The organism is Oceanobacillus alkalisoli (assembly GCF_021556485.1).
In the GTDB taxonomy this organism is placed as follows: Bacteria; Bacillota; Bacilli; order Bacillales; family Amphibacillaceae; genus Oceanobacillus; species Oceanobacillus alkalisoli.
This window is the reverse complement of the sequence record NZ_JAKGBW010000005.1, coordinates 1-24828: the sequence shown is the minus strand read 5'-3', so window position 1 is coordinate 24828 and position 24828 is coordinate 1. Positions and strand designations below refer to the sequence as shown.

Here is a 24828-nt window from a genome sequence, read left to right as displayed (position 1 = left end):
AGTTTATACAACAGAATGAATTTCATAATTACCAAAGTCGGCTATTCCATCACCATATGTAGTTGGGAACGGACCAACTCAACTACATATGGTGATGGTGAAGCATTAAATACGTATTATGAAATTCATTAAACAAAATGGATATCCTACCCTCTTACAAGTTTCGTTCGAATTCGGTTCGAGAAAAATTCGACCAATAAGATAAGCACAACTAAACCAATCAGAATCGATCCAACCTCAGACCATCTGTAAGCATTCATCGCAAAGATTAGCGGCGCGCCAATTCCTCCTGCACCTACAATCCCAAGAATCGAAGCTTCTCTTAAATTCATATCGAAACGGTAAATGATGATGGATAGAAACATAGAAAAAAGCTGTGGCCATATACCGTAACGGATTTTCTCAAAAGTATTACAGCCAATCGAGTCAAGAGATTCCAAGATATCCGTATCGAGTTCTTCGATGATGTCGACGAATAACTTCGCAAGCATTCCGATTGATGCAAGTGAAATGGTCAACACCCCGGCAAATGGACCAGGCCCTGTAACCCGAATAAACATTAATCCATAAACAAGCGCTGGAATGGTTCGAATGACGATTAACAATAGTCTCGTCACGCTCGCAACAGGTTTTGGCACAATCTTGGTGGCCGACAGAAATGCAAGTGGAATCGCCAGGATCGCGCCGATAATCGTACCAAGAAAAGCAATGGCGATCGTTTCAATTAATAAATAGAGGACACCTTGGGATGTGAAACTAAATAATAAATCAAGATCTGGATTCAGGATTCCTCCAATAATCCCTGCAGCAATCCCCAACCCACTTTCTGCAATATTATCTAGATTCACAGTCGTAAGTGACCAAATAAATAAAATTAGGATGAGTATCGTTATCGTAAGGATATAACGTAAATTTCGCGGTGAAGCATGAAGCTGTTTTTCGATTGCATCCATATAACTAGACTCCTTTAGATTAACTTTTTACGGAAATGCTCGCTGACTTTTTCAATGAGGTATACCGTAATAATCAGCATGAGCAAAATCGTCCCAACACTTGCATAATCACGCCAGCCAAGGGACTCATTTAACAGTAAGCCAATTCCGCCCGCACCAACATATCCTAAAATTGCGGCATACCTGACGTTTCCCTCGAAAGAAAATAGCGAGGTTGATAAATAGTTAGGTAAGACCTGGGGGAAGATTGCATACCGAAATGCTTGCAGGCGACCCATTCCAATGGATTCCATCGCTTCAAACGATCCCATGTCCGCATTTTCAATTTGCTCATATAGCAGTTTCCCAACATAAGCGACTGTAAATAGAAAAATCGCTACCGTACCAGCCAAGGTTCCGAGCCCAAATATGAACGTAGCAATCAGAGCCGTAACAAGTGTCGGTAATGTTCTGAGAATACTCAGGAGAAACTTCGCCACCGAAGCTACAGGCTTACTTACGATGTTGGAAGATGCGAAATAAGCCGCTGGAACGGCAGCGATCGATCCAAGAATGGAACCTAAGAGAGACATTTTGATCGTATCAAGGAGCGGCTGCCACACATGACTTAAATATTCCCATTTCGGCGGAATCATCTGACCGATGATCACAAAAAATTCATTCCATCGCTTTAGCAATATATTCATATCAAAATCCGTAAACCGAACCGAAAGAATCGTTGCGATAACTAATAGAACGAGAATGATCGGTGTCCTTGATTTCTTCTCATAAACGACCTTTCCATTTGGAAGCGTAATTTCAGCTGGAGGGAAAATTTTATCATACATTCATTTTCTCCTCCCTCTCCTTATCGTGTAATTCTTCTGTCTGTCCTTTATATATGTAATCAAGATGTTCCTCTGTTAAATCTTTCGCTGTACCATCATAAACAATCTTTCCTTTTCTAATACCGATAATTCGGTCCGCATATTCCAGTGCGATTTCAACATGGTGAATGTTGATGATAACAGAAATATTCGTTTCTTTATTTATTTTTGTAAAATCATCCATCACCTGTTTGGCCGTTACAGGGTCGAGAGAGGCAATCGGCTCATCAGCTAGAATAATGTCAGGACTCTGTGCAAGCGTCCGCGCGAGCGCCACACGCTGCTGTTGTCCACCAGACAATTGATCGACGCGGACATACGCTTTATCTAAAATACCCACTTGATCAAGCGCCGTCAGTGCTTTCACTTTATGCTCTTTCGAAAATAACCCGAGCACTTTCCGCCAAATGGGAAGCTTGGGAGCAAATGACACGAGGACATTTTTTATAACGGAGATTCTCGTAACAAGATTATACGATTGAAATATCATGCCAATGCGCTGTCTGAATGTGCGAATCTCTTTTCCTTTCAATGAATTTACTTCCACACCGTCAACAATTAATTGTCCTTCCGTTATATCATGCATCCGGTTGATACAACGAAGCAAGGTGGATTTTCCAGCACCCGAAGGACCGATAACCGCAACAAATTCACCTTTTTCAATCTGCAAATTAATATCTTCCAGTGCTTTCATTTTATTTGGATAGGTTTTTCCTACGTTGATAAATTCTATCATCTCTTACTCTCCAATCTTGAAAAATGAGAGCATCAGTAAGTGATGCTCTCGTTTAACTAGCATTCTATTGCATCGTATATAGTTATTAGTTCAGACTCTGAACCATTTCCTGCGCATCTCTTTCATTGTCATAATCGGATGAATCGGCTTCTTGATAACCTTCATGATTATAGATGGAAATGACTTCTTGTCCTTCTTCTGACTCACCAATGTTGATAAAGGCTTGCTGAATGGCTGCTTTCAAATCATCATCCATAATTTCAGAGTTCTTGCTGACACTAACCGTATCGTTATAAATAGCAGGAGTTACTCCGATAACATTCGTTTCATCCCAAATCGTTCCTTCTCCGCCGAACTCTTCTTGCCACTGGTCGACATTGTCACGTCTTGCATCTGCATAAGCTACCATGACATCAATTTGACCTGCTGCAAGTCGTGCAAAAGAACTCCCATAAGAATCGGACTGTACAACGTTATCAAGATCCGTAATCGTATTTCCATAGTTTTCATCCAGCCATAATGCAGGGTAAATATAACCAGCTGGTGAAGAGGAAGACATAACAGCCCAAGACGCACTATTCACATCTTCCCATGTTAACTCTTCCCCGTTATTGACTTTTTCTGATAGCTCTTGACCTTTTTCAGATGGACCAGCAATAATCAACGCACGATAGCTTGTCGTCTGTTCATCGGAATCTTCTGTCGGCTTGTTATCATTCCACTCTTTTGGATCATCCGATTCAATGCTTAAGCCAGCACGTGTTGCTGTCAACACAGCCTCTGCACCGTCATCATATAACACATATGTACCACCCGGGATTAGCCCAATATCCGTTGTCCCAGCAGAAAGTGCTTCACCAACCGCCTCGTAGTTTGTCCCTACTGTAATATCTACTTCACCTATTTCATATCCTAGTTCAGCCATTTCCTCTGTTAATAAGTTCTTCAACGGTTCTGTTGCCGTGATAATCTCATCTGGCTCTCGTGAAGGAACAAAGCCAACCGATAGACTATCAATCGATGTTTCTCCATTTTCCCCAGATGTAGAGCTTTCTTCCTCATTTTCCCCACAAGCTGCTAATACAACAATAATTGCACTTACCAGGAATAAATATAAGATCTTTTTCACTGTAATCTTCCTCTCTTCATCTATTTTTAGTTACAGACCCCATTTTATAAAATGAAGCTTAAAAAAATATAAACGTCAGGTAAACATTTGTAAATTTTTGTAAAGTTCCATTTACATAAAACGTTTACATTTTTTCTTATTATAAATGCTAATCTCTCTCCCCTTTCCCCCAGTGCTTGGTAACTGCCCCCTTTTGTCTAAAGTAACGAGGTTCCTACGTATAGAAACCGCTCGCTTTCTAATCGATAAGGTTCATCCGAAAGCGATTCGCAATACTAGATTACGAGGATAACTTCTTGTGTTAAGGTTAAAACAGATGCTTTCCTTCCATAATAACTAGCAGACAAACCCTACATTCTTATTATGTCTTATGTCTTGGTTTTTTACAATAGCGATTGAGATTTTATAACGCTCTGTTTTGCTTAACAAAAGTTTACAATCATACCGTTTTTATTTGGTAAACTACTATTAGGATAGATCTTCAAGAAAGGATGAACACACTTGACGAAACAAACAACGATTAAAGTGCTGTATACAAGCGATATTCACGGGAGCGTAATGCCGATTAACTATGGAACAAACGAAAAGGCAGAGCTCGGTTTGGCAACATACGCTACACTTGTCCAGAAGAAACGACAGGAAAATGAGCATATGATCGTCCTCGATAATGGTGATTTGATTCAAGGCACACCACTCATGGCCCATTACGTAAAAAATCATGCGGAGAAACCGAATCCGATGATTGCGATTATGAATCAAATTGGTCTCGATGCAGGTGTCCCCGGCAATCATGAATTTAATTTCGGAAAAGCTATTTTACAGGACGCTGTCGATCAGTCGAACTATCCATGGTTATCCGCTAATATAGTAGATGAAAAAACGGGTAAACCCTATTTTGGCTCCCCCTATATCATCAAAACATTAAGTAATGGGGTTAAAGTAGCCATTACCGGCGTGACCACGCATTACGTTCCAAACTGGGAAACACCGGAGCATATTCAAGGCATTCAGTTCGCCGATGCCTTTACCACTCTAAAAGAGATCGTAAAAGAAATACAATCTAATGAAGACTATGATCTCCTTATTGCCCTCTACCATGGTGGTTTCGAAAGGGATATGGAAACAGGAGAAGTAACGGAAAACTTAACGGGTGAGAATCAAGCGTATGAAATGGCAGATAAAATTGATGGGATTGACATTCTTCTAACCGGCCATCAACACCGCAACGTAACGGGAACAATTCGTGATTGTCTCGTCATTCAGCCAGGAAATAATGGCGAGGCTTATGGAGAAATTGATGTGACATTCAGATGGGAGGAAGACAGATGGGTCACAGCAACGAAGCAAGCAAACGTAAAAACGTTAGAAGGTGTACCCGCGGATCCTATTATTTTAAAAGAAATGGAAGAATTAGAGCAATCCACGCAAAATTGGCTGGACGAACCAATCGGAGAAATACAAGGCGATATGATTATTCGCGATCCATTCCAAGCGAGAGTGAGAAAGCATCCTTTTATTGAGTTGGTTCAAAAAGTGCAAATGGACGCGTCAGGTGCAGCTATTTCAGTTACCGCTCTCCTTGGTAATGAAGCAACCGGCTTTCCTGCCAAGATAACCATGCGTGATATCGTTACAAACTATAAGTTCCCAAACACACTCGTCGTTCTTTCGTTAACTGGAGAGGATATCAAACAAGCCCTAGAAAAAAGTGCGGAATATTTCACGCTGGACGCGAATGGAGATATGACCGTAAATCCAGATTATCTCATTCCGAAGCCTGAGCATTATAACTATGATATGTGGGAAGGTATCGAGTATTCCATTCGTGTATCGAATCCTAAAGGAAGTAAAGTGGAAAGCATTACATATAGAGGGAAACCGCTCGATATGGAAGAGAGTTACGATGTTGTCATGAATAATTACCGTGCAAGCGGGGGCGGCGATTTTGATATGTTTAAAGATAAACCGGTTGTAAAAGAGATTCAGCAGGATATGGTGGAGTTGATTAGTAATTACATAGAGGAGCGGGGGATGATTGAAGCGAGGGTGACGGATAATTTTTCTGTTGAGGTTTAAGTGGATGGAGACTAGAGAGCGGTTACTGCTACTTCGATTGTCTTCTTAAAATATACATGGTTAATAATACGGATAAGGGAGCTTGGTTATAACAACCAGCCCCTTTTACCACCTTTAACCGCATTTTTATAAACAAAGGGCGATTAATGCGAACTTAAGACCATTAGTTCTGTATTTATGTCAGAATTTACCTACAGATAGCATATACTGAATAGAATTAAACACATTTAGAAAAGGAGGGAAAATAATGAGTACCATTAGGGTAGATGTAAACCCTGAAGTTATTCTTGATGCTATTTCTAAGTCTAACCGAAGTATGGAAGATGTGGAAAAAAGGTTTAAAACATTTAACAAGTGGATTAACAATGAATTGAGTCCGACTTTTAATCAACTGACAGATTTAAGCAAATTCCTAAGGGTTCCCTTTGGATACTTGTTATTAAGTACCCCGGTTAAGGTAAATCTACACGCTTAGCATAATGAAAGGAGCATTACATGAAATTCGGAGTGAGAAAACCTAGCCTAAAAAAGAGCTTTAAAGCACGAACAACTGGCAAGGTGAAACGTAGGGTAAAATCCGCTATCAATCCTGTATACGGTAAGAAAGGAACAGGCTGGGCACGTCATCCCAGGAAAGCGGCTTATAATAAAGTTTACAAGAAAACGTCATTTAGTATATTCGGTTTGATTAAAAAGTTATTTAAATAAAAAAACGTTGCACAAAAGCTTCCTGCACTTTTCGAATCTAATAGAAATGCAGTCCCTTCAATTAGAGACTGCATTTTATTATACTTCGTGACTAATCTGCCAATGGGTTCGAACTGATACTATACACCGGCCCCCATTTGTAATAGCACTTCTGCGGCCTTCATAGAAATACGTTTCACCCAATACCGGGATATGTATTTTCGCACCGAATTTAATGGAATTTGAAGCATCCGCTGCCAGCTCTTAATAATTTACGGCTGATAAATCAACGGCCCACCTGGCCCTAAAGGAATACCAAGCAGCATCCAAATAATCAACATCACTGTCCAACCGATCAGGAAGAACATCGAATATGGCACCATCGTAGAAATCAAGGTACCAATCCCCATTTTCTTATCATATTTCTGGGCGAATGCAATAATGATTGCAAAATAGGTCATTAATGGTGAAATGATATTTGTGGAAGAATCCGCAATTCGATAAGCCATCTGAGTCAGCTCCGGAGAATATCCAAGCTGCATCATAATCGGTACAAAAACCGGCGCCATCATCGCCCACTTTGCTGAAGCACTTCCAATAAATAAGTTAATAAATGCTGTAATCAAGATGAATAGTAAGATTAATGGGATACCTGTTAATTTAACACTCGTTAATAACTCCGCTCCATATACACCTAACACTAACCCCATGTTGCTTTCATTAAAGTATGCGACAAACTGCCCTGCCGTAAAAGCCAAAACAATGAAGGTTCCCATGGAGGCCATCGTATCCGACATTTGAGCTGCTACATCTTTATCACTTCGAATGGATTTCGTGACCATTCCATAAACAAGACCAGGAATAAAGAATATAATCGCGATAATTGGCACCAATGAACTCATAAATGGAGACTGGACAATTTGGAACATTGCATCGCCTTCTGTACCACGCAATGGTGCATTTTCAGGCAATACGAGCAATAAAGCAAGTACAACACCAATTACTGTTGCTACTCCAGCCCAGATAAGACCTTTTTTCTCTATTGCTTCAAGCCCTTCGAGTTTTTCTTTGTGCTCACCTTTATAGGATCCAAGGCGAGGTTCTACAATTTTTTCTGTCACCCAGGTACCAATCACCGCTAATACAAATACAGAAACGGCAATAAACAACCAGTTCATTGCAATGTTCATATTTTCTGCGTAGGCAGGATTGATAATCGCCGCGGCTGCAATTGTCATCTCTCCAAGCATGGCATCTGTACCCGATATTAATAAGTTGGCACTAAACCCTCCAGATACTCCAGCGAATGCCGCTGCGAGTCCTGCTAATGGATGTCTGCCAAGTGCTGCAAAAATTAAGGCTCCAAGTGGCGGCAATACAACATATCCCGCATCCGTTGCCACACTAGACATAATACCTGCAGTAACCAATCCTAGCGTAATGAATCGGTTAGGTATGGATAAAACGAACAATCTAAGTAACGCACTGATCAGTCCAGTCCGTTCAGCGACTCCTATCCCAAGCATTGTTAAAAGAACAACACCTAAAGGTGCGAAGCCAATAAAGTTATCGGTCATACTCGTGAATATATATTGAATTCCTTCTGAGTTCAATAGATTTTTAATCTCTACCATTGTTCCTTCTTCTCCGGGATGCTCTACACTGATCCCCAACGGCTGTAACGCTGCAGATAGTAAAAGAACTAAAAGAGCCAAAATTGCAAATAAAGTAGCTGGGTGTGGCAATTTATTTCCAGCTAATTCAATTCTATCCAAAGAGCGCAGAAATAGTCCCTTTTTCTGTTTTGCCATACAACATTTCCCTCCTACACGCTAAAATATTGTGAAAATTATAACCTAAAAAGCTAAGGGAGTCCCTCATTCCTCTTCTTCCTGAATGAGGACCTATGAAACTATATTATTTTCCACCGTACTCCTATCTCAGGCAGGTTTCTATTGTATTTTCACTTTTAAGTCCATAAAAAATAATAGACACATCGAAAATAATAACAGTTTCATTGAATTATTTCAATTTAAATTAAAGTTTTTACATAGAGAGATTGATTTTTTAACGAGATTCTGAGCAGCTAACTGGCTTTATTAATAAAGGAAAATGTCTCCCGAGCGGCAGATTGAATGGTTTCAGTTTGTTCTCTACAGTGAACGGATTTATGAGCGATGATGTAGCGTTTAACCGGGCATAGAAATAGACGGGAAGCCTGCTCAGCATTCGTAAATGAAATTATTAAAAAGGATCTATCCCTGCTAACATTTAGTTAGAGACGGATCCCTTCCATTTCTATGATTTTGTGTGGTGACAAGCAGATCCAATTTTTATAACCGATTTCAAATTTTTCTAAGCTCTTCCAAATGTCTCTAGGAAGAATTTCTTCGCCGTTTTAAAACAAGAAATGTTCTATAAGATAGCCTATGCGATGAAAAGTTTTTACATTTCCTTCCAGATATACGCTCCTTCAAACCTATCACGACGTATTTCTATTTATTTTAGTTCTTCGAATAATTTTTATCGTTGGATGAACCGTAAGGGCAAGACTTCCAATTAAATACAGAATCTGGCCATACATGCTAGGTGCTCCCATTAAGTTTAAAATACTTCCCGTTACAAAAGATATGCCGGTCAATATATCTCCTATTAATTGAATGCTATCATACTTTCTTATGACTTATAGCCTGAAATTGCCGTAAGTTATCTCAAGATCATATCGATCCCCTTGTTCCTTCGTTCTAATTATAGGAAGAAATGACATATTTCCCCTCCCTTATCTTCTATTAAATGAGTTCCATCCCATAATCAAAACCCTCTTGAAAAATCCAAGAGGGTCCGCTTTGTTGGTATGGTTATGCTTTTACCCAATAAACTGCTTCATTACTGGAAGGGGATGGCGGGAATTGCTCCCCTTTTCCATCGTAATGGTTGTGTTATCGTTATTTTCCGATCCACCATTTACTAAACGATCCACCTTAAACGCTCCACTTTCGGGTGCTTTTTCACCTGTTTTGAATGCGTTGTCTGCCATCTTCCTTCACCTCCGAGTTTATAAGTTAACGCTCCTTAACTAGTGTCTTTCCTTCTTTTCATCATTTAAACACGAAAGGTGACGAGTTCGCCTAAAAAAAATAACTATTGCTTTTTTATCTAAAAGTATCCTCTATTTAATAGGTCCAAACCTTAACCTCCAAATCCTGCACCCCAAACTCCAATGCATCATCCAAGTCTGCTATATAAATATCCAAGCGTCCATTCGTAATCGCACTTCCACGGTCTTCACAGACATAGGTTTCATTCAATGCTGGAATATGTATTTTTGTACCGAATGGCAAGGATTGTGGACATGCCATCGTGTGATTCTCTTGAACAATTTCTCCTGAAGCTGTAATTCCGTAACCAGGATCCCCTGGGCGTTTTTTCGTAGATTCATAACCTGCTGTGTATGCCGTTACTCGAAATGGTACACCATCTCCATCCGGTATTTTTATCGTCTGTCCAAATTTAATATCTGACGGGTTCGTAATCTCCGAGTTCGCCGCAATTAATGTATTCCTATCCACCTGATAGAGTTGGGAAATTCGAAATAAACTCTCTCCCGGCAATACCGTATGGTCCTTTTCAGCGGAAACGGTTCCTGCTAAGCATAGAAAACCAATAAAAAATGTGAATAGATAAGAAAAACGTTTGATAATAAAACCTCCCCTAGAAATTTATACCACTTCCGGTAGACTATACCCAATTGGCTAACTTGCAAACTTCATTTTTTAGGAGAGGAGTGTGATGCGCTTATGAATCTGCTCTATTCCGCTAGGGTCTATTAAATCTGAATGAGAAGAGGAGCTTATAGAATGGAAGTAAGCAAGATTCGTTAGCATGATTTATTCGGAATTCCCTTTATTGCACCGTAACTCAGCGCCGTTCCAATGTCTTTACATACAAAATTTCAACTTTTCATTTACTACTCGCTAGTTGAATCCTTTATTATCAATTTTCTCTTTTGTTTAATAAATTTCATAATACGTATATAATGCTTTACCATCACCATATGTAGTTGAGTTGGTTCGTTCCCAACTACATATGGTGATGGAATAGCCGACTTTGGTAATTATGAAATTCATTCTTGTTGATTGAAGCAAAGAAAAAACTAGGAGCACCAGTGGTTTTCATCTACATCGTTCCTAGTTTGTTATTCAAATTTGATTTTTTCGAGGAATCTCGAGTGGATAGGCAGTTCAACCTCTGTAATCGCTCTCATATCTTCTCAGCATTTCACTATTACATTATCACTACTTATCCTTATTTAATTTAGACCTGCGAATAACTTTGATCGTTGGTCGAACCGTAAGTGCCAAACTTCCGATTAAGTAAAGAATCTGACCATACATACTAGGCGCTCCTGTTAAATTTAAAATACTTCCCGATACAAAAGATATACCAGTCAATATATCCCCTATTAATTGAATGCTGTCATATTTTTTAATGATGTAAAGTCTGAATCTGCCGTATGTTATCTCCAAATCATATTGATTCCCTTGTTCCTTTGTTTTTATTTTAGGAAAAAGCGGCATCTTTTCCCTCCTCCATCTTCTATTAAAAAGCCCCATTCCCATAATCAAAACCCTCTTGAAAAAATCCAAGAGGGTCCGCTTTGTTTGTATGTTTATACTTTTACCCAATAAGCTGCTTCATTACTGGAAGGGGATGGCGGGAATTGCTCCCCTTTTTCGATTGTGATCGTTGTGTTATCGTTATTTGCTGATCCACCATCCACTAAACGATCCACCTTAAATTCACCGCTTTCCGGCGCTTTTTCACCTGTTTTGAATGTGTTGTCTGCCATCTTTCTACACCTCCGAGTTTTTTATAGGTTAATTCTTCTGTAGAAGAAAACGTCCCTACTGGTATCTTTCCTTTTTTTCATACTTTAAACACGGAAGATGGCAGTTAATCTATCTATTATATTACCTAAAGTTTTACGGTAGCATTATACCTTCTGAACTTCTAATGTTCGGTTCTCAACTATTTTATAAATATCATGCCATGGTTTTAATTTTTCAAAAGCAGCACTAGCCTTTATTACATCTAAATCTGCAAAACGATTTCCAATAATTTGCATACCTACTGGCAATTGAGTGGAAGATAACCCTGCTGGAATCGATGCGCTTGGGTGACCCGAGAAATTTGTAAAATAAGTCATACACCAGCCGATTAATGGATCGATTTCCTCCCCATTAATACTTGTAGGGCCTACTGTATTACGGTTATTATTATTATCTACAGGCAGGCTTGCGACGGTTGGCGTGACTAAGAGATCATAGTCATGGAATACATGTTGAATCGTATCGTATACTTCTGTACGCATTTGTTGATCTTTAAGCACATCCATTGCACCTAGTCGTTTTACTTTTTCCACCCAATTTACTATTTCTGAAGGTAAAGCATCTGGATGATCTTTTAATATATCTAATCCAGCATCTTTTAATCCCTCTAAAAGTTCAGCATTTGACAAACCAACTAAACGGTGCCATAAATCACTTAATTCTTTATGGGTTCGTTTTAAACCTAAAGATACGACTTCGACTATTGCGCCTGCTTGTTCAAACAACTGAACTGCTGAATCGATAACAGAAGCAACTTCCGGATCTACTGGATAAATATCCAAGTTTGGACTATATGCGATTTTCATTCCCTTTAAAGGCCGTCCAAGCGCAGATAGATAGTCTAATTTATCACTTACACTAAATGGATCCCGGTGATCCATTCCCGTAATTAAATTAAGAGCAATAGCAGCATCCTCAACGGTTCTTGTCATTGTCCCTTCATGGATAAAAATATTTGCAGCTTTAAACGCATTTGGTCTACTTACAAAAGGAACCCTACCAAACGAAGCCTTAAACCCATAAATTCCACACCAAGCGGCAGGAATTCGAATAGAGCCGCCTGCATCTGTACCTTCAGCCAGTGTTATTAAACCATCTGCAACTGCTGCACCACTCCCCCCCGAAGAGCCGCCACTATTTTTGGCGATATTAAATGGATTCCGGGTCGGTCCGAATAGGGGATTATCCGTAACGCCTCTCGCCCCAAAAACGGGACTATTTGTTTTACCAATAAGGTTTGCACCTGCTGTTTCGGTACGTTCAGCAAATACACAATAATGATCTGCAATATTATCTTTAAATAATTCAATGCCACCAAAGGTTGTCGGCCAGCCTGGTTTAAAATCAAATAAATCTTTCATGGCCACTGGAATACCATGTAAAGCACTTCGATATTTTCCATCAAGAATATCCTTCTCTTTTTGTCTGGCATTTTCGCGTGCCCCTTCAAAATCAGTAAAAACAAATGCATTAATACTAGGGTTTCTTTCTTCAATACGTTTAATTTGGTTTTTCTAACAGCTCAACTGGTGATAGTTTCAAATCCTTGATTAACTCAGATAACTCTTTTAGTGATTTGTAAGCAAGTTCAGTCGTCAATCGATAATCCCCCCTGTTTCTTATTATAATTAAATAATACATAATTTTCCCAATAATACAATAATATTAACTTTTTATTCTACTGATAAAATATCTAATTGAAATGGCATTATCTATTTAAGATAAGCCGAGTGTTTGATCTTATCAAGAATAAAAGTGGCGCCCTATTTTGTGAATAAGGGATATCTCTACAATGAACACGATAATTTTTTAAAAAAGCGTTGGAGCTTACACTGTTTTTCAATGTATACTCCAACGCCTTAATTTTATTTACTGGGTTTGTTTCAGCTTAATGTTAATGTAACGCTAGCTTTTCATTCCCATATCCAGATAGTTTAGAGCCACCATGAGGCATTTCGCTGACTAGTGGAGATGATTATTTCCCCATACTGCTCCAACTGCTTCCCCATAACCGGTAACGACATTTAATACCCCCGGCGGATTAATTGGCAATGACCTTTCATAACTAACCTGCTTTACGCTCATCTGCATCAATTGCATGATGCGGTGTACTATCGTAAATTTACCGCCCCCTCAATAAGTCAAATGTGATTCTATTTTAGAGTGAATTCCCATTCCCTCCCAAACTTTCACACGGTTTTTGCCTTTTTGTAAATCCGCGATTGGGCCAAGCACACTGTTTTCTGACCTTTTTCCCCCTAAGAAATCGGTATCTACAGCCAGTTCTTCACCATTTGGATTTACAAAGTCTGCATCAACAATCCTTACCTTCCCTAATGTTTTAGTAGTTTGAATCTCACCAGATATTCTCTCGAACTCTTCGGGGAGCTCACAATAGAGGTATACTTCATTCCCTTCTTCTACTATCCTTAATTCGGGATTAAAATGATTGACTACTATCCTTTCATTCTCATCCTCAAAGGGAACTGCCCCATTTAAATAGGCATTATTGTTAATATAAACTGGTTGCTCCACCTTTAGGAATGTTTCCAAGTCTCCAATTTCTTCATTAACAGTCTCCATATATTCTTCTAGTGACTTAGTGTAACCGTTGTAATGAGCAGTTCCTACATCTTCTAAAGAACTGTCACCGATGAATATATTGTTGTAAAAGCGGTCGTCTCCTCCGTAAGTAACAGCAAACCCTGCAACCTCTGTGCTATGAGGTACATGATATGGTGTTGATCGGTCAAGCATTTTCCGATGAACCATTTTTCCACCGATTATATTGTTCACTTAAGCCACGCCCTGAGCATGATTATCTAAAGCATACTCGGAAGTTAAAATGTTATGATCGACTAAGTAGGGACCATGACTAACTTCGACAAACAAGCCACGGTTATTTCGATAATAGATATTTTTACTAACTCTAGTTCCTTGTGTTTGCCAATCTAACCAAGTCCCTAAAGAACAATCATGAATACGATTTTCGTATATTTGTACGTCAATGGCAGCATGCAGCTTGATACCCGCTATCTCGTGTCCGTAGAACTCCCGCTTTAGTGCAATATTATAAATATGGTTATTATCACTAGCGTCGCATAAATAAATACAGAATGTTCTGAACTACATTTCTGGTTTTAAAGAAAAAATTGAAAGCACCTAAACAAAGGTAGTAAACATCCATTTCTTTTGACTATAACCTAAGACGTGTACGACAAAAATTTAAAAACTTTACGGGACACCTTTTCCTTTGATTTTACGAATTCAAATATGGGCCGACTTCCAAATCGCAGCCTTTAAATAGCGACTAATTTGGAGATAAGTCCGCGGGCTGTTTGTGTTTAGCTGCGCAAGTACGTTTAAGCAATAGACAATCATTGCCACGTACACTTGATTATGGACTGCTTGTTCGCTATGCCCGTAGAACTTTTTGATCGAGAGATGTTGTTTCATCCATTTGTAAAAGAGTTCAATTGCCCATCTTGACTTGTAAATATCGGCGATTTCAACTGCACTGATGTCAAATCGGTTTGAAATTAACGTGAGTTCTTTACCTTTATCATCCAGTACTTTGATTCTGCGAAAAACGTGTTCTGTTCGGTTTTGAGTCGAACCAAGAACGACCATTTCATCAGATAAAATTGATGAGTTAGGTGGAACTTCTAACGTTTCAATCACCCGAACAACAGCGTTTTTTCTGAGACGTGATACAAAGAAATAGCCGTCATCTGTCATGCGATCGAAACGTTCGTAATCCAAGTAACCACGGTCAAAGACGTACATGCATTCCTTATCATTGACAAATATTTCTAGCTGTCCGCGGTCATGTTCTACTGCGTTCGTCATGACTGCTTTGTCTGGATAAGACAGGCCTTTTTCCATAAATACAAGGCGCAGATGAAGCTTTACGCCAGACTTTGTTTTTCGGAATTCAGCCCATCTGTGATTCGTTAAATTTAAAGGTAATGTGGTAGAATCAATCAACATCCAAGGTGTAGACATTTTTCTTCTGTGCTGAAAGTCTGTTTTTTCATGAATTTGCGCTACTAGATTTAAGAAGATGGCTTCAAAAAAAGAAGTAGGCACTTCATTTAGTCTTCTGCCTAATTGTGAAAAGCTAATGGATTCAAACCCAACCGCTTTTTGAAGATCATCTGAAAAAACAGCGTCAGCTAACACCCGTAAACTTTCGGTGCCATGAAGCTGCGCAAACAGTATTAACTTCATGAATGGAGCCATATAAAGCTTCTTTGTATAGTAATCTAATCGAAGGTTTTCAACCATTTCCTTAAAAAGTTCAGTCGAAATCGGTGAAAACCATTGTTCAAATGATGTTTTTCGTGTAAACTTATCCATGTGTATGTCCTTTATATTGGATTTGGATAGTTTACTACTAAACCCATTATAAAGGATTTTTTTATGGAAAAATATAGTTAAAGAAAATTCAGTATTTTACTCTATACTTTTATTTTTTAATGCGACGCTAGTGGGTTATTATATATCTCGCTAAAAACGCAACTAAGAGGACCGACAATACCAAACGTCCAAAAAAGATATGATTTCCAGTTTTCTACGGAAATCATATCTTTTTTCGTTACAATTATATGGCCTGTGGCTCCTCTTTGTATTTCAATCTCATCTTAATAATAGCGTTCTCAGCGTTGTATTAATATGCTCCTCGAATATATTCTCTAACATGATCTTCATAGAATTTCACCAAACGCTCTTGTTCTTCAGGCGTGTAATCCTTGACGTTAAGGGCACCTAAGTTATCTTCGACCTGCTTCACATTACGGAATCCTGGAATCACGCTCGTTACGGCTTCTTGTTCGAGAATCCATTTTAATGCGGCTTGGGTCATATTCCCTCTTCCTTCTGCAATCCACTCGAGCTGGCGACTTAGATCTACACCCTTTTCAAATTCAATGCCAGCAAAGGTTTCTCCTATATTAAATGATTGCCCTTGTTTATTGAAGTGGCGGTGATCATCCTCTTCAAAGGTTGCATCTTTACTGAATTTACCTGTTAGCAATCCACTTGCAAGTGGTACTCGAGCAAGAATCCCGACACCTTTTTCCATTGCTTTTGGAAATAACTCCTCCAACGGTTTTTGACGAAAAATATTAAAAATGACCTGTAGCGCACTTGCGTTTGAGTTTTCAAGGACGTATAATCCTTCTTCCACTGTTTCTACACTCACACCATAATAACGGATTTTTCCTTCTTCCTTTAGCTTTTCCAGTACTTCAAACACACTACCATCTTTTAAAATTTCTAGTGGCGGACAGTGGATTTGGTATAAATCAAGCGTATCACGATTCAATCGTCTCAACGTATTATCCAGATATATACTCACCTGTTCTCTCGAATAATTTTGTGGATCGGAAATATCGCCTGATCGACAGAACTTTGAAGCAATATGTATTTCCGTCTCCTTCCCTTTCGTTGCTTTTGCTAAAAGCTCTTCTGCATGTCCATCTCCATAAACATCTGCTGTATCAAAGAAATTCACACCTGCATCCATCGCACAGTCTAAGCCTTTTAAGGCCTCTGTGTCATTCACCTTTCCCCATGCGCCGCCAATTGCCCATGTTCCAAAACTTAGTGTGCTAATGTTTAAATTCGTGTTACCAAGTTGTTTGTATATCACCATAAACTCCTCCTAATGAACAATATTCCGAAACGACGTACTTTGCACGATCCAAAAATAAGGATATCGAGAGTTTATACAAAATCCGAATAAATGTAAGGTATCGTTCGGAAATTGTATAATACTTGTGTTCCAGCCACATTTTTCAATCGTACGGACTGCATTTCAAAAGTATATTCTATTCTGTTGATCCAAGCATATTATAGATTCTTGCATAATGTAATTCATGCTCAAATGTATGCCCAGCAAGTGTCGCATGATTTGCTTCAATATTAAATTTGAATATATTTTCTAAGTCATAATGTTGTAAGAATGCATAGCCGCTCGCTACATCAAAATCATATTGGTGAGAAGTCGGCTCTTTTGGTTTTGGCTCAATGAGAAATTGTACATCAAAGCCAATTTCTTCTGCATAATCATTAGCCATCTGGAAGAACCGTGCAAGATTATCTAATTCCAGTTTCATATCGTATTCAAGAGAGTCTCATATCCTTCACGACCTCCCCAGAACACATAGTTTTTAGATCCTAACTCTTTTCCGACTTCCAACCCTTTTTTCACTTTTGCAGCTGCATAAGCAAACACATCTGCATCGTTGGATGAAGCTGCCCCGTGAAAACGCGACTGGAAGAAGTTGTTCACTGTATTCCACAAAAGCTTAGTATTGCTATCTTTCATGTAAGAGCTTTAATCAGCGCTACAATCGTATCTAGGTTTTTACCTCCAGTTTATTATTAAGCTACAGATGCAGATGTTTTATTCTTGCTTGCAATATCTACCCATACAGCCACAATTAAGATTGAACCTTTAACGATATACTGCCAGAATGTAGGTATATTCATCATACTCATTCCATTATCTATACTTACCATAATTAATGCACCAATTATTGAACCAACGATATATCCTCTACCGCCCGCTAGACTAGTTCCACCAATTACACAAGCGGCAATTGCATCTAATTCATACATATCTCCCGCTCCAGTAGTTGCCGCATTTAATCTGCTTGTAAGTATGATCCCAGCAATACCTGCAAGAGCCCCCATTAAGCCAAAGACTAAAAATGTATTTCTTTTTATGTTTATGCCAGATAATGCTGCAGCTTCCTTATTTCCGCCAATTGCATATATGCTTCTTCCAAACGCCGTTTTCGAGGAAACAAATATAAATATACCACCTAGCACTACTACGATTATTAATGGTAATGGAATCCCTTGGTAACGACTCAATATATATGTAACTAGTAAAATACCAACCGCATACAAAGATATTTTGCCAAAGTCCATAAACGGGGAAGGTAATTGTAATTGAAGTTCTCTTCTTCTAGCTCTTCTTCTGATGGTAAAGAAGAATAATAGAATTATCCCTGAAACGGCTAATATATAACCTAATGAGAATGGCAAGTAACTCCCTGCTATGGATCTAAAGCTTTGATCCATGGGAGCAATTGTTTGTCCGCCCGTGATACCCACTAATATACCTCTAAAAATGAGCATTCCACCCAGGGTTACGATAAACGCAGGTACTGCCCTATATGCGACCCACCAACCTTGAAACAATCCCAGTAGAGCCCCAACCATTACCGCAGCCAAAACTACAATTCCTGTATTCCAGTCATACCAAACATGTAATATCCCAGCTATACCACCAGTTAAACCTGCCAATGATCCAACAGATAGATCGATGTGAGCTGTCACTATGACAAAAGTCATCCCAATAGCCAGAACAGATATAACAGTCATCTGAGTAAACAGGTTTGATAAGTTTCTCGATGATAAAAACTCGCCGCCAGTTAGCACGGCAAATAACACCGCTATTAATACTAAAGCTATTATTAGTGCATACGATTGAGCGTTAAATTTAAAGCTAATTTTACTCTCTTTTGTTTTTTTATTTTCATTGTTGGTGGTCATTATATATCACTCCCTATCGTTGCCAGTTTCATAATTTCTTCTTGCGTCGCCTTTGTTCGAGGCAATTCTCCGGTTATCCTACCCTCAGACATTACCATCACTCGATCAGACATACCCAAGACTTCTGGTAATTCAGAGGATATTAGAACAATCCCAACCCCTTCTTTTGCCAGTTCAACGATAACCTTATATATTTCAAACTTCGCCCCAACATCAATACCCCTTGTTGGTTCGTCTAAAATGAGAACTTTTGGATTTGTTAGCAGCCATTTACTGAGTACTACTTTTTGTTGGTTTCCACCACTCAGTTGACTCATAAATGCTTCCAAACTATGTGACTTAAGATTCATTTTTTTCGCATACTCTTCCGCTTTTTCAAGTTCCATGTCGGCATCTAACAAACGGTTCTTCTTCACCTTATCAAGCGATGCGAGAGTAGTATTTTTTATGATATTCATTTCTGGTACTAAACCATATCTTTTCCGGTCTTCTGAAACATATGCTATTCCATGCTTAATAGAATCTGCTGGCTTATTAATACTTATAAGTTCATTTTCCAGGTAAACTTCTCCAGTCTTCTTTCCGTTATAGCCTCCAAATAAACTGATGAACAATTCAGTTCTCCCCGCGCCCATTAAACCTGAAACCCCTAAGATTTCTCCTTTTCTCAAATTGAAAGATACATTAGCAACCAATTCTTCTTGAGTTTCATTTTCGTAAAAAGAGTAGTTATTAACTCGAAAAATCTCATTACCGAAAGGTCGTTCTTCAAACGGATAAAACTCGGTCAATTCCCTACCTACCATTTTGGAAACAATATCATTTTCCGTTAAATTACTGATTGGATCAGTACTGACCGTTTGACCATCTCGTAATACTGTCACTGAATCGGCTATTTTTAAAACTTCATCTAATTTGTGAGATATATAGATACAAGTAACATTTCTTTCCTTCAATCTGGCCAATATGCTGAATAACACTTCAGCTTCACTTTCAGTTAATGCTGAAGTCGGTTCGTCTAGTATTAAAATATCCGCATTCTTAGTAAGTGCTTTTGTAATTTCAACTAATTGTTGTTTACCAACGGTTAAATCTCCCAATTTCATCTGTGGGTCGATATCCAATCCAGTCATATCAAGCCATTTTTGTGATTCAGCATATAGCTTTTCCCAACTTATAATGCCGCTTCTCATTAGGTCACTGCCGAGAAAGATATTTTCTGCAACCGTCATTTCCGGAACTAATGCAAGCTCTTGGTAAATAATAGCTACACCTGCCTCCTGCGAGGCTTTAATATCAAGGAATTGAACTTCTCTATCATTAATGAAGATTTCTCCTATATAAGAACCAAAGGGGTATACGCCACTTAATATTTTCATAAGAGTAGACTTTCCGGCTCCATTCTCGCCACATAAAGCATGTACTTCTCCCTTTTTCACTTTTAAATTCACGTTCTCTAGAGCCTTAACACCTGGAAATTCCTTTGTGATATTCATCATTTTTAACGCGAATTTACGATCCACAAATTTCTCCTCCTTTTGTGCTTTATGAGAAAGGTTAGCCTTAACCTTTCTCATAAAGTTATTTACAAGTTTATGATTGGAGTTATACGAATAAAAATTAGATCAAGGTTTTGCAGGTCTTTCATCTTCCGGTACATTTTTGTAGACGTCTTCATATGAATGGAATTCATCCTCTACAATCACTTCAAGTAAATTATCTTTATCGACACTAATTGGAGTCAATTGTACGAATGGAACCTCTTTGATTCCATTATCTATTGTCACATCCGCTTCTAGTTCCTCTCCTTCAGCCAACCTAACAGCAACTTCCGCACTTGTTGTTGCAATCTCTTTTATCGGCTTATATACTGTCATAGATTGCTTGCCTTCAGCTATTCTTTGAACTGCAGCCAAGTCGGCATCTTGTCCAGTGACCAATATTTCTCCTATTAGACTTTGTCCTTCTAATGCCTGGATGGCTCCTCCAGCTGTACTGTCATTCGGAGCTACAATTGCGTCTATATCGTTATTGTTTGCAGTTAAAGCGTTCTCAATGATAGATAACGCTTGTTCTCCACTATAACCGTCTGCCCATTGATCCCCAATAACTTCAATATCACCAGAATCGATAAGTGGTTGTAAAATATTCATCTGACCTTGCCTGAACATATGTGCGGTATGGTCACTTGGCTCTCCGCCCAGCAAGAAGTACTTACCTTGTGGTACCCTGTCAATTAAATACTGCGCTTGCATTTCTCCTACACCTTCATTATCAAAAGAAACATAAGCATCAATTTCAGCATTATTAATTAAACGATCGTGTGCGACTACAATCACACCCTGATCTTTTGCTTGTTCGACTATAGGGGCGAGCGCGTCTGAATTCGCTGCGATAATCACAAGAACATCCACATTCTGAGATAACATATTTTCTATTTGTGATAACTGTTTATCAGCATCTCCATCAGCTGATTGGACGATTACTTCAGCTCCTAGCTCTTCTGCCCTTTCTATAAAAATATCTCTATCATGTTGCCAGCGTTCTAATGTTAAATCCACTACAGATAGTCCAATTTTTAATGATGTATCTGAGTCGCCACTTGAAGTGCCTTCATTTTCGCTAGCTGCATCTTGTCCACATGCCACCACAAGAGTTGACACCACGATTAAAACTAGTACTATCATTCCTCTTTTAATAGCTTTCATATGCTTTCCTCCTTAATAAGGTAATCTATTTTTTATATTTCAAAGTTTAGTTAAAGCGAAATCAGGTGATAAAAATAAAGGTGCATAGTAACCAGGTGTTGCCGAAATCGGCAAAATATCATCGCTTAGTTGGATGCCCAGTTCATTTCTCATAAAATCTTGTCTTCGTTTTATTCGCTCCCATACATCTGGATACTTATTTGCAATATCCTCTCTTAGCCCTGCATCAGCGATTACAACAGAGTCTTCACAATTTAAATTAATTCCTTCTGGCATAGGTTCGGGAATTATGTCACATTGAATAGCCATTCCTGAACTAATTTTCTCTTGACTACCAGGTCTGAATGAACTGTGTAACCACTCATCTGCACTAGTTTGATGTCCAGGATTTAATGCAGGTTGCAATCCCCCCTGCTCCAGGACATCAAAAACATGTTTATAAACCTCCCCACCGATTGAACCAACTTTAACTGACTCGTACCATGCAACAATTCCTTTATAATATGGGATAGCCCATTCATCTAAAAATTGCGGATTCTCTGTTTCTGCAAGCCCACCACGCGCACTCAACCCTCCACGGTATCCAAACGCTGTGAAGATAGCATCACCTTTCTCTATTATCTTTGAACTCGGACTACGTAATCCCGCCAAATTATTTTTTCCAGAAGCATACATTACATGTGTGGTTAAAGGTTCACCGGCATACTTCATGTTTGAAACTGCTTCAAATTCAGAAATGCCTTCTTTTGTTGAATTGACAATTCTTAACAACGCTGCAGAAGCCCTCGCTGCCGCCCATTCAAAAGCGACGATTTGTTCCAGCTCATTATATGCTCGCAATCCCTCTACGGGATGCATGAGAACGGATGAAATATCTACAATACCTTCAGCTCCACCAATTACATGCTTCATACAATCTATTAAAAATGCAGGGACATAAAACTCTACAAAGTCTTCTTTGGTTTTATCTCCCGCATACTTCCAACCGCAAACACCTATACTATCGCCTTTTGAAATCCCGATTTCCTCCAATATTTCTGTTAGTTTAGGAGATTTGCTCCTATCTTGTCCCATTAGGCTAAAGGATTGATTTAGGATAACTTCAGCATCTAACTTCATTACACTTTTGTACATTAATCCTTCATTCCCTACAAGTAGGTATCTACTTTTATCTGGACCAAGAATGAGAATAGCTTCTTCAAACCTTGGATCAAATTCTGTCAAATAATATAAATTTGCAAAATGTTCTCTGTCTCCATAAACAACTAACCATTTCTGGTTAGCCTGTTTGTAGAACTCATCTGCTCTTGCCTCATAAATTTCTTTAGGTATTCTAGGCATGTCATCTGAAACACTAAAATCTGGCAATTTCACCTGTTTCCAATTAATTTTCATAAATGAATCCCCCATTCTTTTTAATATTGACCTTTTTGTATAACCCTACCGTAATCATTCATTACCTTCATTTTCTATTCACAAATTACCAACCCCCTTAGGATTATCTATGGAGTGCATTATTTTTGAATAAATCTGAAAACTTTACATAAGTTCATTTAACCAATACACAAAGTTGTATTCTTTCATCTCTTGATTATTATAATTTTTAAATGAAACCTTACAATCAAAGTCATAACCTAACCTTTTTGTAAGCGCTCTTATTTGATTATAGCAAACATATCTTAGTTTGTCTATTCGATAATCAAAGTATTTAGACTATTTTTTGTGTTACAATAATTATTAAGGAGGAATTGTGATGAAGACTAAAACTTGGAATCAACAAATTGTGAAAAGAGAAAATAAAAGAATTGTCTTAAATACAATTAAAAAAAAATCTCCCATATCTAGAGCCCGTATAGCCAACATGACAGGTCTTAACAAAGGAACTGTTTCATCTTTAGTTTCTGAGTTAATAGATGAAGACCTCATTTATGAATCTGGCCCGGGAGAGTCAAGCGGTGGTAGAAGACCCGTGATGTTGTTATTCAATAAAACTGCCGGTTACTCAATTGGCATTAATTTGGACGTGAATTATATACTAGGCGTTCTAACCGACCTAGACGGAAACGTAATCTTAGAGGAAGCTATCACATTAAATGAGACTCACTTTCCAGTGGTAAAAGAAAAGTTATTTAAAATAATCGAGCTGTTAATTAATTCTGCTCCACAAAGCACTTATGGAATAATCGGAGTAGGCGTAGGAGTTCCAGGAATCGTTAACAATAGAGGGATGTTACTGTTAGCACCAAATTTAAATTGGAAAAGTGTAGATCTCATCGATATCATTGAACAAAAGTTTGATTTGCCGGTCACTATTGAAAACGAGGCAAATGCAGGTGCTTTTGGTGAAATGAAATTTGGTTTGGGAGCAGATGCAAATAATATTATTTACGTTAGTGTAGGAATCGGTATAGGAGTAGGATTGATCTTAAATGGTGGGCTATTTAAAGGATATAATGGTTTCTCTGGTGAACTAGGTCATATGACAATAAAAGATGATGGTGAAGGCTGTGGTTGTGGAAATGTAGGCTGCTGGGAACTCTACGCTTCTGAAAAAGCTCTTATTAATAATGCAAAAAAGGTCATCGTTAACCAAGAAAATAATGACAAAATTTCACTTGATGATCTTATATTACTTGCGAAAAACGAAAATAAACAGTCTATTAAGCTTTTTGAAAAAATCGGTGATGATTTGGGAACTGGAATTAATAATATCATAAATATATTTAATCCCGAACAAATAATAATTGGTAATCGCATGGTCTTTGCCAAAGATTGGATTGTTGAATCTATAACAAATAGGATAGAAAATGAAAGAATTGGATTTCAGCATCAAAATTTAAAACTGGATTTTTCTGAGTTGAACGTATATTCTCCTGCAATTGGAATGGCAGCTTTTTCTATCGAACGATTTTTTTCTGAATTTCAGAGTGTTCATTCATAGCCTCACATAAATAGTTTTCATTGTATTGTGGAAGTATAATATAAAAAAAGAATCCAAGTCATTAAAATGCGGCTTGGATTCTTTTTTGATAGAAATTTATCATCGTTATTTATTTTTTTGGAGTTTTTGGCGGTGAACTTCCTCAAGTTCACCGCCATTAATGCAAAGGCTAATTCATTTGTCGCCTTTTGTTTTCCTCGAACGGAAAAACGAGTGAAACCTAAATTAGCCTTCAAAAATCCGAAAACTGGCTCCACGTCAATTTTACGTTTGCCGT

The 24828-nt window shown here is 38.4% G+C and carries 24 protein-coding genes and 1 pseudogene; 4 read left to right on the top strand and 21 right to left on the bottom strand.

The window, feature by feature from the left end; all coding sequences use genetic code 11:
• Nucleotides 1-146 precede the first annotated feature (146 nt).
• From phnE (LZD48_RS06580) to LZD48_RS06565, 4 genes are all read right to left on the bottom strand, one after another.
• Nucleotides 147-953 carry a phosphonate ABC transporter, permease protein PhnE gene (gene phnE, locus LZD48_RS06580; RefSeq protein WP_235761948.1) on the bottom strand — a complete coding sequence of 269 codons (807 nt, stop codon included), beginning with the start codon at nucleotides 951-953 and terminating at the stop codon, nucleotides 147-149.
• Nucleotides 954-967: 14 nt separating this feature from the next.
• The gene (gene phnE, locus LZD48_RS06575; RefSeq protein ID WP_235761947.1) at nucleotides 968-1780 is read right to left on the bottom strand and encodes a phosphonate ABC transporter, permease protein PhnE; all 813 of its coding nucleotides are present in this window, start codon (nucleotides 1778-1780) and stop codon (nucleotides 968-970) included.
• Nucleotides 1773-2555 (bottom strand): phosphonate ABC transporter ATP-binding protein, encoded by a 783-nt coding sequence (gene phnC / locus LZD48_RS06570; protein ID WP_235761946.1) that lies wholly within the window; start codon nucleotides 2553-2555, stop codon nucleotides 1773-1775. The genes phnE (LZD48_RS06575) and phnC overlap by 8 nt, the downstream gene beginning before the upstream one ends.
• An 85-nt stretch (nucleotides 2556-2640) precedes the next feature.
• Nucleotides 2641-3684, bottom strand: a complete 1044-nt coding sequence (locus tag LZD48_RS06565; protein ID WP_235761945.1) for a phosphate/phosphite/phosphonate ABC transporter substrate-binding protein — start codon at nucleotides 3682-3684, stop codon at nucleotides 2641-2643.
• Nucleotides 3685-4185: 501 nt separating this feature from the next.
• On the opposite strand from LZD48_RS06565, the gene LZD48_RS06560 reads away from it, so the two are divergent.
• From LZD48_RS06560 to LZD48_RS06550, 3 genes are all read left to right on the top strand, one after another.
• Nucleotides 4186-5760 (top strand): bifunctional metallophosphatase/5'-nucleotidase, encoded by a 1575-nt coding sequence (locus LZD48_RS06560; protein ID WP_255770786.1) that lies wholly within the window; start codon nucleotides 4186-4188, stop codon nucleotides 5758-5760.
• Between the two features lie 247 nt (nucleotides 5761-6007).
• The gene (locus LZD48_RS06555) at nucleotides 6008-6235 is read left to right on the top strand and encodes a hypothetical protein (protein ID WP_235761944.1); all 228 of its coding nucleotides are present in this window, start codon (nucleotides 6008-6010) and stop codon (nucleotides 6233-6235) included.
• 20 nt (nucleotides 6236-6255) lie between these two features.
• Nucleotides 6256-6468, top strand: a complete 213-nt coding sequence (locus LZD48_RS06550) for a hypothetical protein (protein WP_235761943.1) — start codon at nucleotides 6256-6258, stop codon at nucleotides 6466-6468.
• A gap of 251 nt (nucleotides 6469-6719) precedes the next feature.
• Here the strand turns inward: LZD48_RS06550 and LZD48_RS06545 are convergent, their stop codons facing one another.
• From LZD48_RS06545 to LZD48_RS06475, 16 genes and pseudogenes are all read right to left on the bottom strand, one after another.
• The gene (locus LZD48_RS06545; RefSeq protein WP_235761942.1) at nucleotides 6720-8258 is read right to left on the bottom strand and encodes an AbgT family transporter; all 1539 of its coding nucleotides are present in this window, start codon (nucleotides 8256-8258) and stop codon (nucleotides 6720-6722) included.
• Nucleotides 8259-8929: 671 nt separating this feature from the next.
• Entirely contained in the window at nucleotides 8930-9109 is a 180-nt protein-coding gene (locus tag LZD48_RS19025) for a YrhK family protein (RefSeq protein WP_369010253.1), read from the bottom strand.
• A 204-nt stretch (nucleotides 9110-9313) separates the two neighbouring features.
• Nucleotides 9314-9484, bottom strand: a complete 171-nt coding sequence (locus LZD48_RS06540) for a YjzC family protein (RefSeq protein WP_235761941.1) — start codon at nucleotides 9482-9484, stop codon at nucleotides 9314-9316.
• A 136-nt stretch (nucleotides 9485-9620) separates the two neighbouring features.
• Nucleotides 9621-10058, bottom strand: coding sequence for a LysM peptidoglycan-binding domain-containing protein (locus LZD48_RS06535; protein WP_235761940.1), 438 nt, complete (start codon nucleotides 10056-10058; stop codon nucleotides 9621-9623).
• Nucleotides 10059-10742: 684 nt separating this feature from the next.
• On the bottom strand, nucleotides 10743-11024 hold the full coding sequence (locus tag LZD48_RS06530) for a YrhK family protein (protein ID WP_235761939.1): 282 nt from the start codon (nucleotides 11022-11024) through the stop codon (nucleotides 10743-10745).
• Nucleotides 11025-11116: 92 nt separating this feature from the next.
• On the bottom strand, nucleotides 11117-11296 hold the full coding sequence (locus LZD48_RS06525) for a YjzC family protein (RefSeq protein WP_235761938.1): 180 nt from the start codon (nucleotides 11294-11296) through the stop codon (nucleotides 11117-11119).
• A gap of 144 nt (nucleotides 11297-11440) precedes the next feature.
• Complete coding sequence (locus tag LZD48_RS06520; protein ID WP_235762110.1) at nucleotides 11441-12811, bottom strand: amidase; 1371 nt, start codon at nucleotides 12809-12811, stop codon at nucleotides 11441-11443.
• Between the two features lie 658 nt (nucleotides 12812-13469).
• A complete protein-coding gene (locus tag LZD48_RS06515) occupies nucleotides 13470-14132 on the bottom strand; it encodes a hypothetical protein (RefSeq protein WP_235761937.1) in 663 nt (220 codons plus the stop codon).
• Nucleotides 14133-14414, bottom strand: a complete 282-nt coding sequence (locus tag LZD48_RS06510; protein WP_310739794.1) for a right-handed parallel beta-helix repeat-containing protein — start codon at nucleotides 14412-14414, stop codon at nucleotides 14133-14135.
• 189 nt (nucleotides 14415-14603) lie between these two features.
• Nucleotides 14604-15695, bottom strand: coding sequence for an IS4 family transposase (locus LZD48_RS06505; RefSeq protein ID WP_235761936.1), 1092 nt, complete (start codon nucleotides 15693-15695; stop codon nucleotides 14604-14606).
• Nucleotides 15696-16005: 310 nt separating this feature from the next.
• On the bottom strand, nucleotides 16006-16989 hold the full coding sequence (locus LZD48_RS06500) for an aldo/keto reductase (RefSeq protein WP_235762108.1): 984 nt from the start codon (nucleotides 16987-16989) through the stop codon (nucleotides 16006-16008).
• 181 nt (nucleotides 16990-17170) lie between these two features.
• Nucleotides 17171-17708, bottom strand: a pseudogene (locus LZD48_RS06495) (xylose isomerase); the annotation flags it as partial.
• A 15-nt stretch (nucleotides 17709-17723) separates the two neighbouring features.
• Nucleotides 17724-18902 (bottom strand): sugar ABC transporter permease, encoded by a 1179-nt coding sequence (locus LZD48_RS06490; RefSeq protein ID WP_235761935.1) that lies wholly within the window; start codon nucleotides 18900-18902, stop codon nucleotides 17724-17726.
• The gene (locus LZD48_RS06485; protein ID WP_235762107.1) at nucleotides 18902-20401 is read right to left on the bottom strand and encodes a xylose ABC transporter ATP-binding protein; all 1500 of its coding nucleotides are present in this window, start codon (nucleotides 20399-20401) and stop codon (nucleotides 18902-18904) included. Before LZD48_RS06485 ends, LZD48_RS06490 begins: the two co-directional genes overlap by 1 nt.
• 126 nt (nucleotides 20402-20527) lie before the next feature.
• On the bottom strand, nucleotides 20528-21589 hold the full coding sequence (xylF, locus tag LZD48_RS06480) for a D-xylose ABC transporter substrate-binding protein (RefSeq protein WP_235761934.1): 1062 nt from the start codon (nucleotides 21587-21589) through the stop codon (nucleotides 20528-20530).
• 60 nt (nucleotides 21590-21649) lie between these two features.
• A complete protein-coding gene (locus LZD48_RS06475; RefSeq protein WP_235761933.1) occupies nucleotides 21650-23005 on the bottom strand; it encodes a M24 family metallopeptidase in 1356 nt (451 codons plus the stop codon).
• A gap of 358 nt (nucleotides 23006-23363) precedes the next feature.
• Here LZD48_RS06475 and LZD48_RS06470 point away from each other — a divergent pair, with 358 nt between their 5' ends.
• Nucleotides 23364-24551, top strand: coding sequence for an ROK family transcriptional regulator (locus LZD48_RS06470; protein WP_235761932.1), 1188 nt, complete (start codon nucleotides 23364-23366; stop codon nucleotides 24549-24551).
• 17 nt (nucleotides 24552-24568) lie between these two features.
• On the opposite strand, the gene LZD48_RS06465 is transcribed toward LZD48_RS06470, so the two are convergent.
• The coding region (locus LZD48_RS06465; RefSeq protein ID WP_235761931.1) for a transposase at nucleotides 24569-24828 on the bottom strand (260 nt) is incomplete at its 5' end.

Excerpts from the sequence above, each read along its gene's own strand:
- phnE (WP_235761948.1), bottom strand. The coding sequence starts at position 953 with ATGGATGCAATCGAAAAACAGCTTCATGCTTCACCGCGAAATTTACGT.
- phnE (WP_235761947.1), bottom strand. The coding sequence starts at position 1,780 with ATGTATGATAAAATTTTCCCTCCAGCTGAAATTACGCTTCCAAATGGA.
- phnC (WP_235761946.1), bottom strand. The coding sequence starts at position 2,555 with ATGATAGAATTTATCAACGTAGGAAAAACCTATCCAAATAAAATGAAA.
- LZD48_RS06555 (WP_235761944.1), top strand. The coding sequence starts at position 6,008 with ATGAGTACCATTAGGGTAGATGTAAACCCTGAAGTTATTCTTGATGCT.
- LZD48_RS06550 (WP_235761943.1), top strand. The coding sequence starts at position 6,256 with ATGAAATTCGGAGTGAGAAAACCTAGCCTAAAAAAGAGCTTTAAAGCA.
- LZD48_RS06545 (WP_235761942.1), bottom strand. The coding sequence starts at position 8,258 with ATGGCAAAACAGAAAAAGGGACTATTTCTGCGCTCTTTGGATAGAATT.
- LZD48_RS06540 (WP_235761941.1), bottom strand. The coding sequence starts at position 9,484 with ATGGCAGACAACGCATTCAAAACAGGTGAAAAAGCACCCGAAAGTGGA.
- LZD48_RS06530 (WP_235761939.1), bottom strand. The coding sequence starts at position 11,024 with ATGCCGCTTTTTCCTAAAATAAAAACAAAGGAACAAGGGAATCAATAT.
- LZD48_RS06525 (WP_235761938.1), bottom strand. The coding sequence starts at position 11,296 with ATGGCAGACAACACATTCAAAACAGGTGAAAAAGCGCCGGAAAGCGGT.
- LZD48_RS06505 (WP_235761936.1), bottom strand. The coding sequence starts at position 15,695 with ATGGATAAGTTTACACGAAAAACATCATTTGAACAATGGTTTTCACCG.
- LZD48_RS06490 (WP_235761935.1), bottom strand. The coding sequence starts at position 18,902 with ATGACCACCAACAATGAAAATAAAAAAACAAAAGAGAGTAAAATTAGC.
- LZD48_RS06485 (WP_235762107.1), bottom strand. The coding sequence starts at position 20,401 with ATGATGAATATCACAAAGGAATTTCCAGGTGTTAAGGCTCTAGAGAAC.
- xylF (WP_235761934.1), bottom strand. The coding sequence starts at position 21,589 with ATGATAGTACTAGTTTTAATCGTGGTGTCAACTCTTGTGGTGGCATGT.
- LZD48_RS06475 (WP_235761933.1), bottom strand. The coding sequence starts at position 23,005 with ATGAAAATTAATTGGAAACAGGTGAAATTGCCAGATTTTAGTGTTTCA.
- LZD48_RS06470 (WP_235761932.1), top strand. The coding sequence starts at position 23,364 with ATGAAGACTAAAACTTGGAATCAACAAATTGTGAAAAGAGAAAATAAA.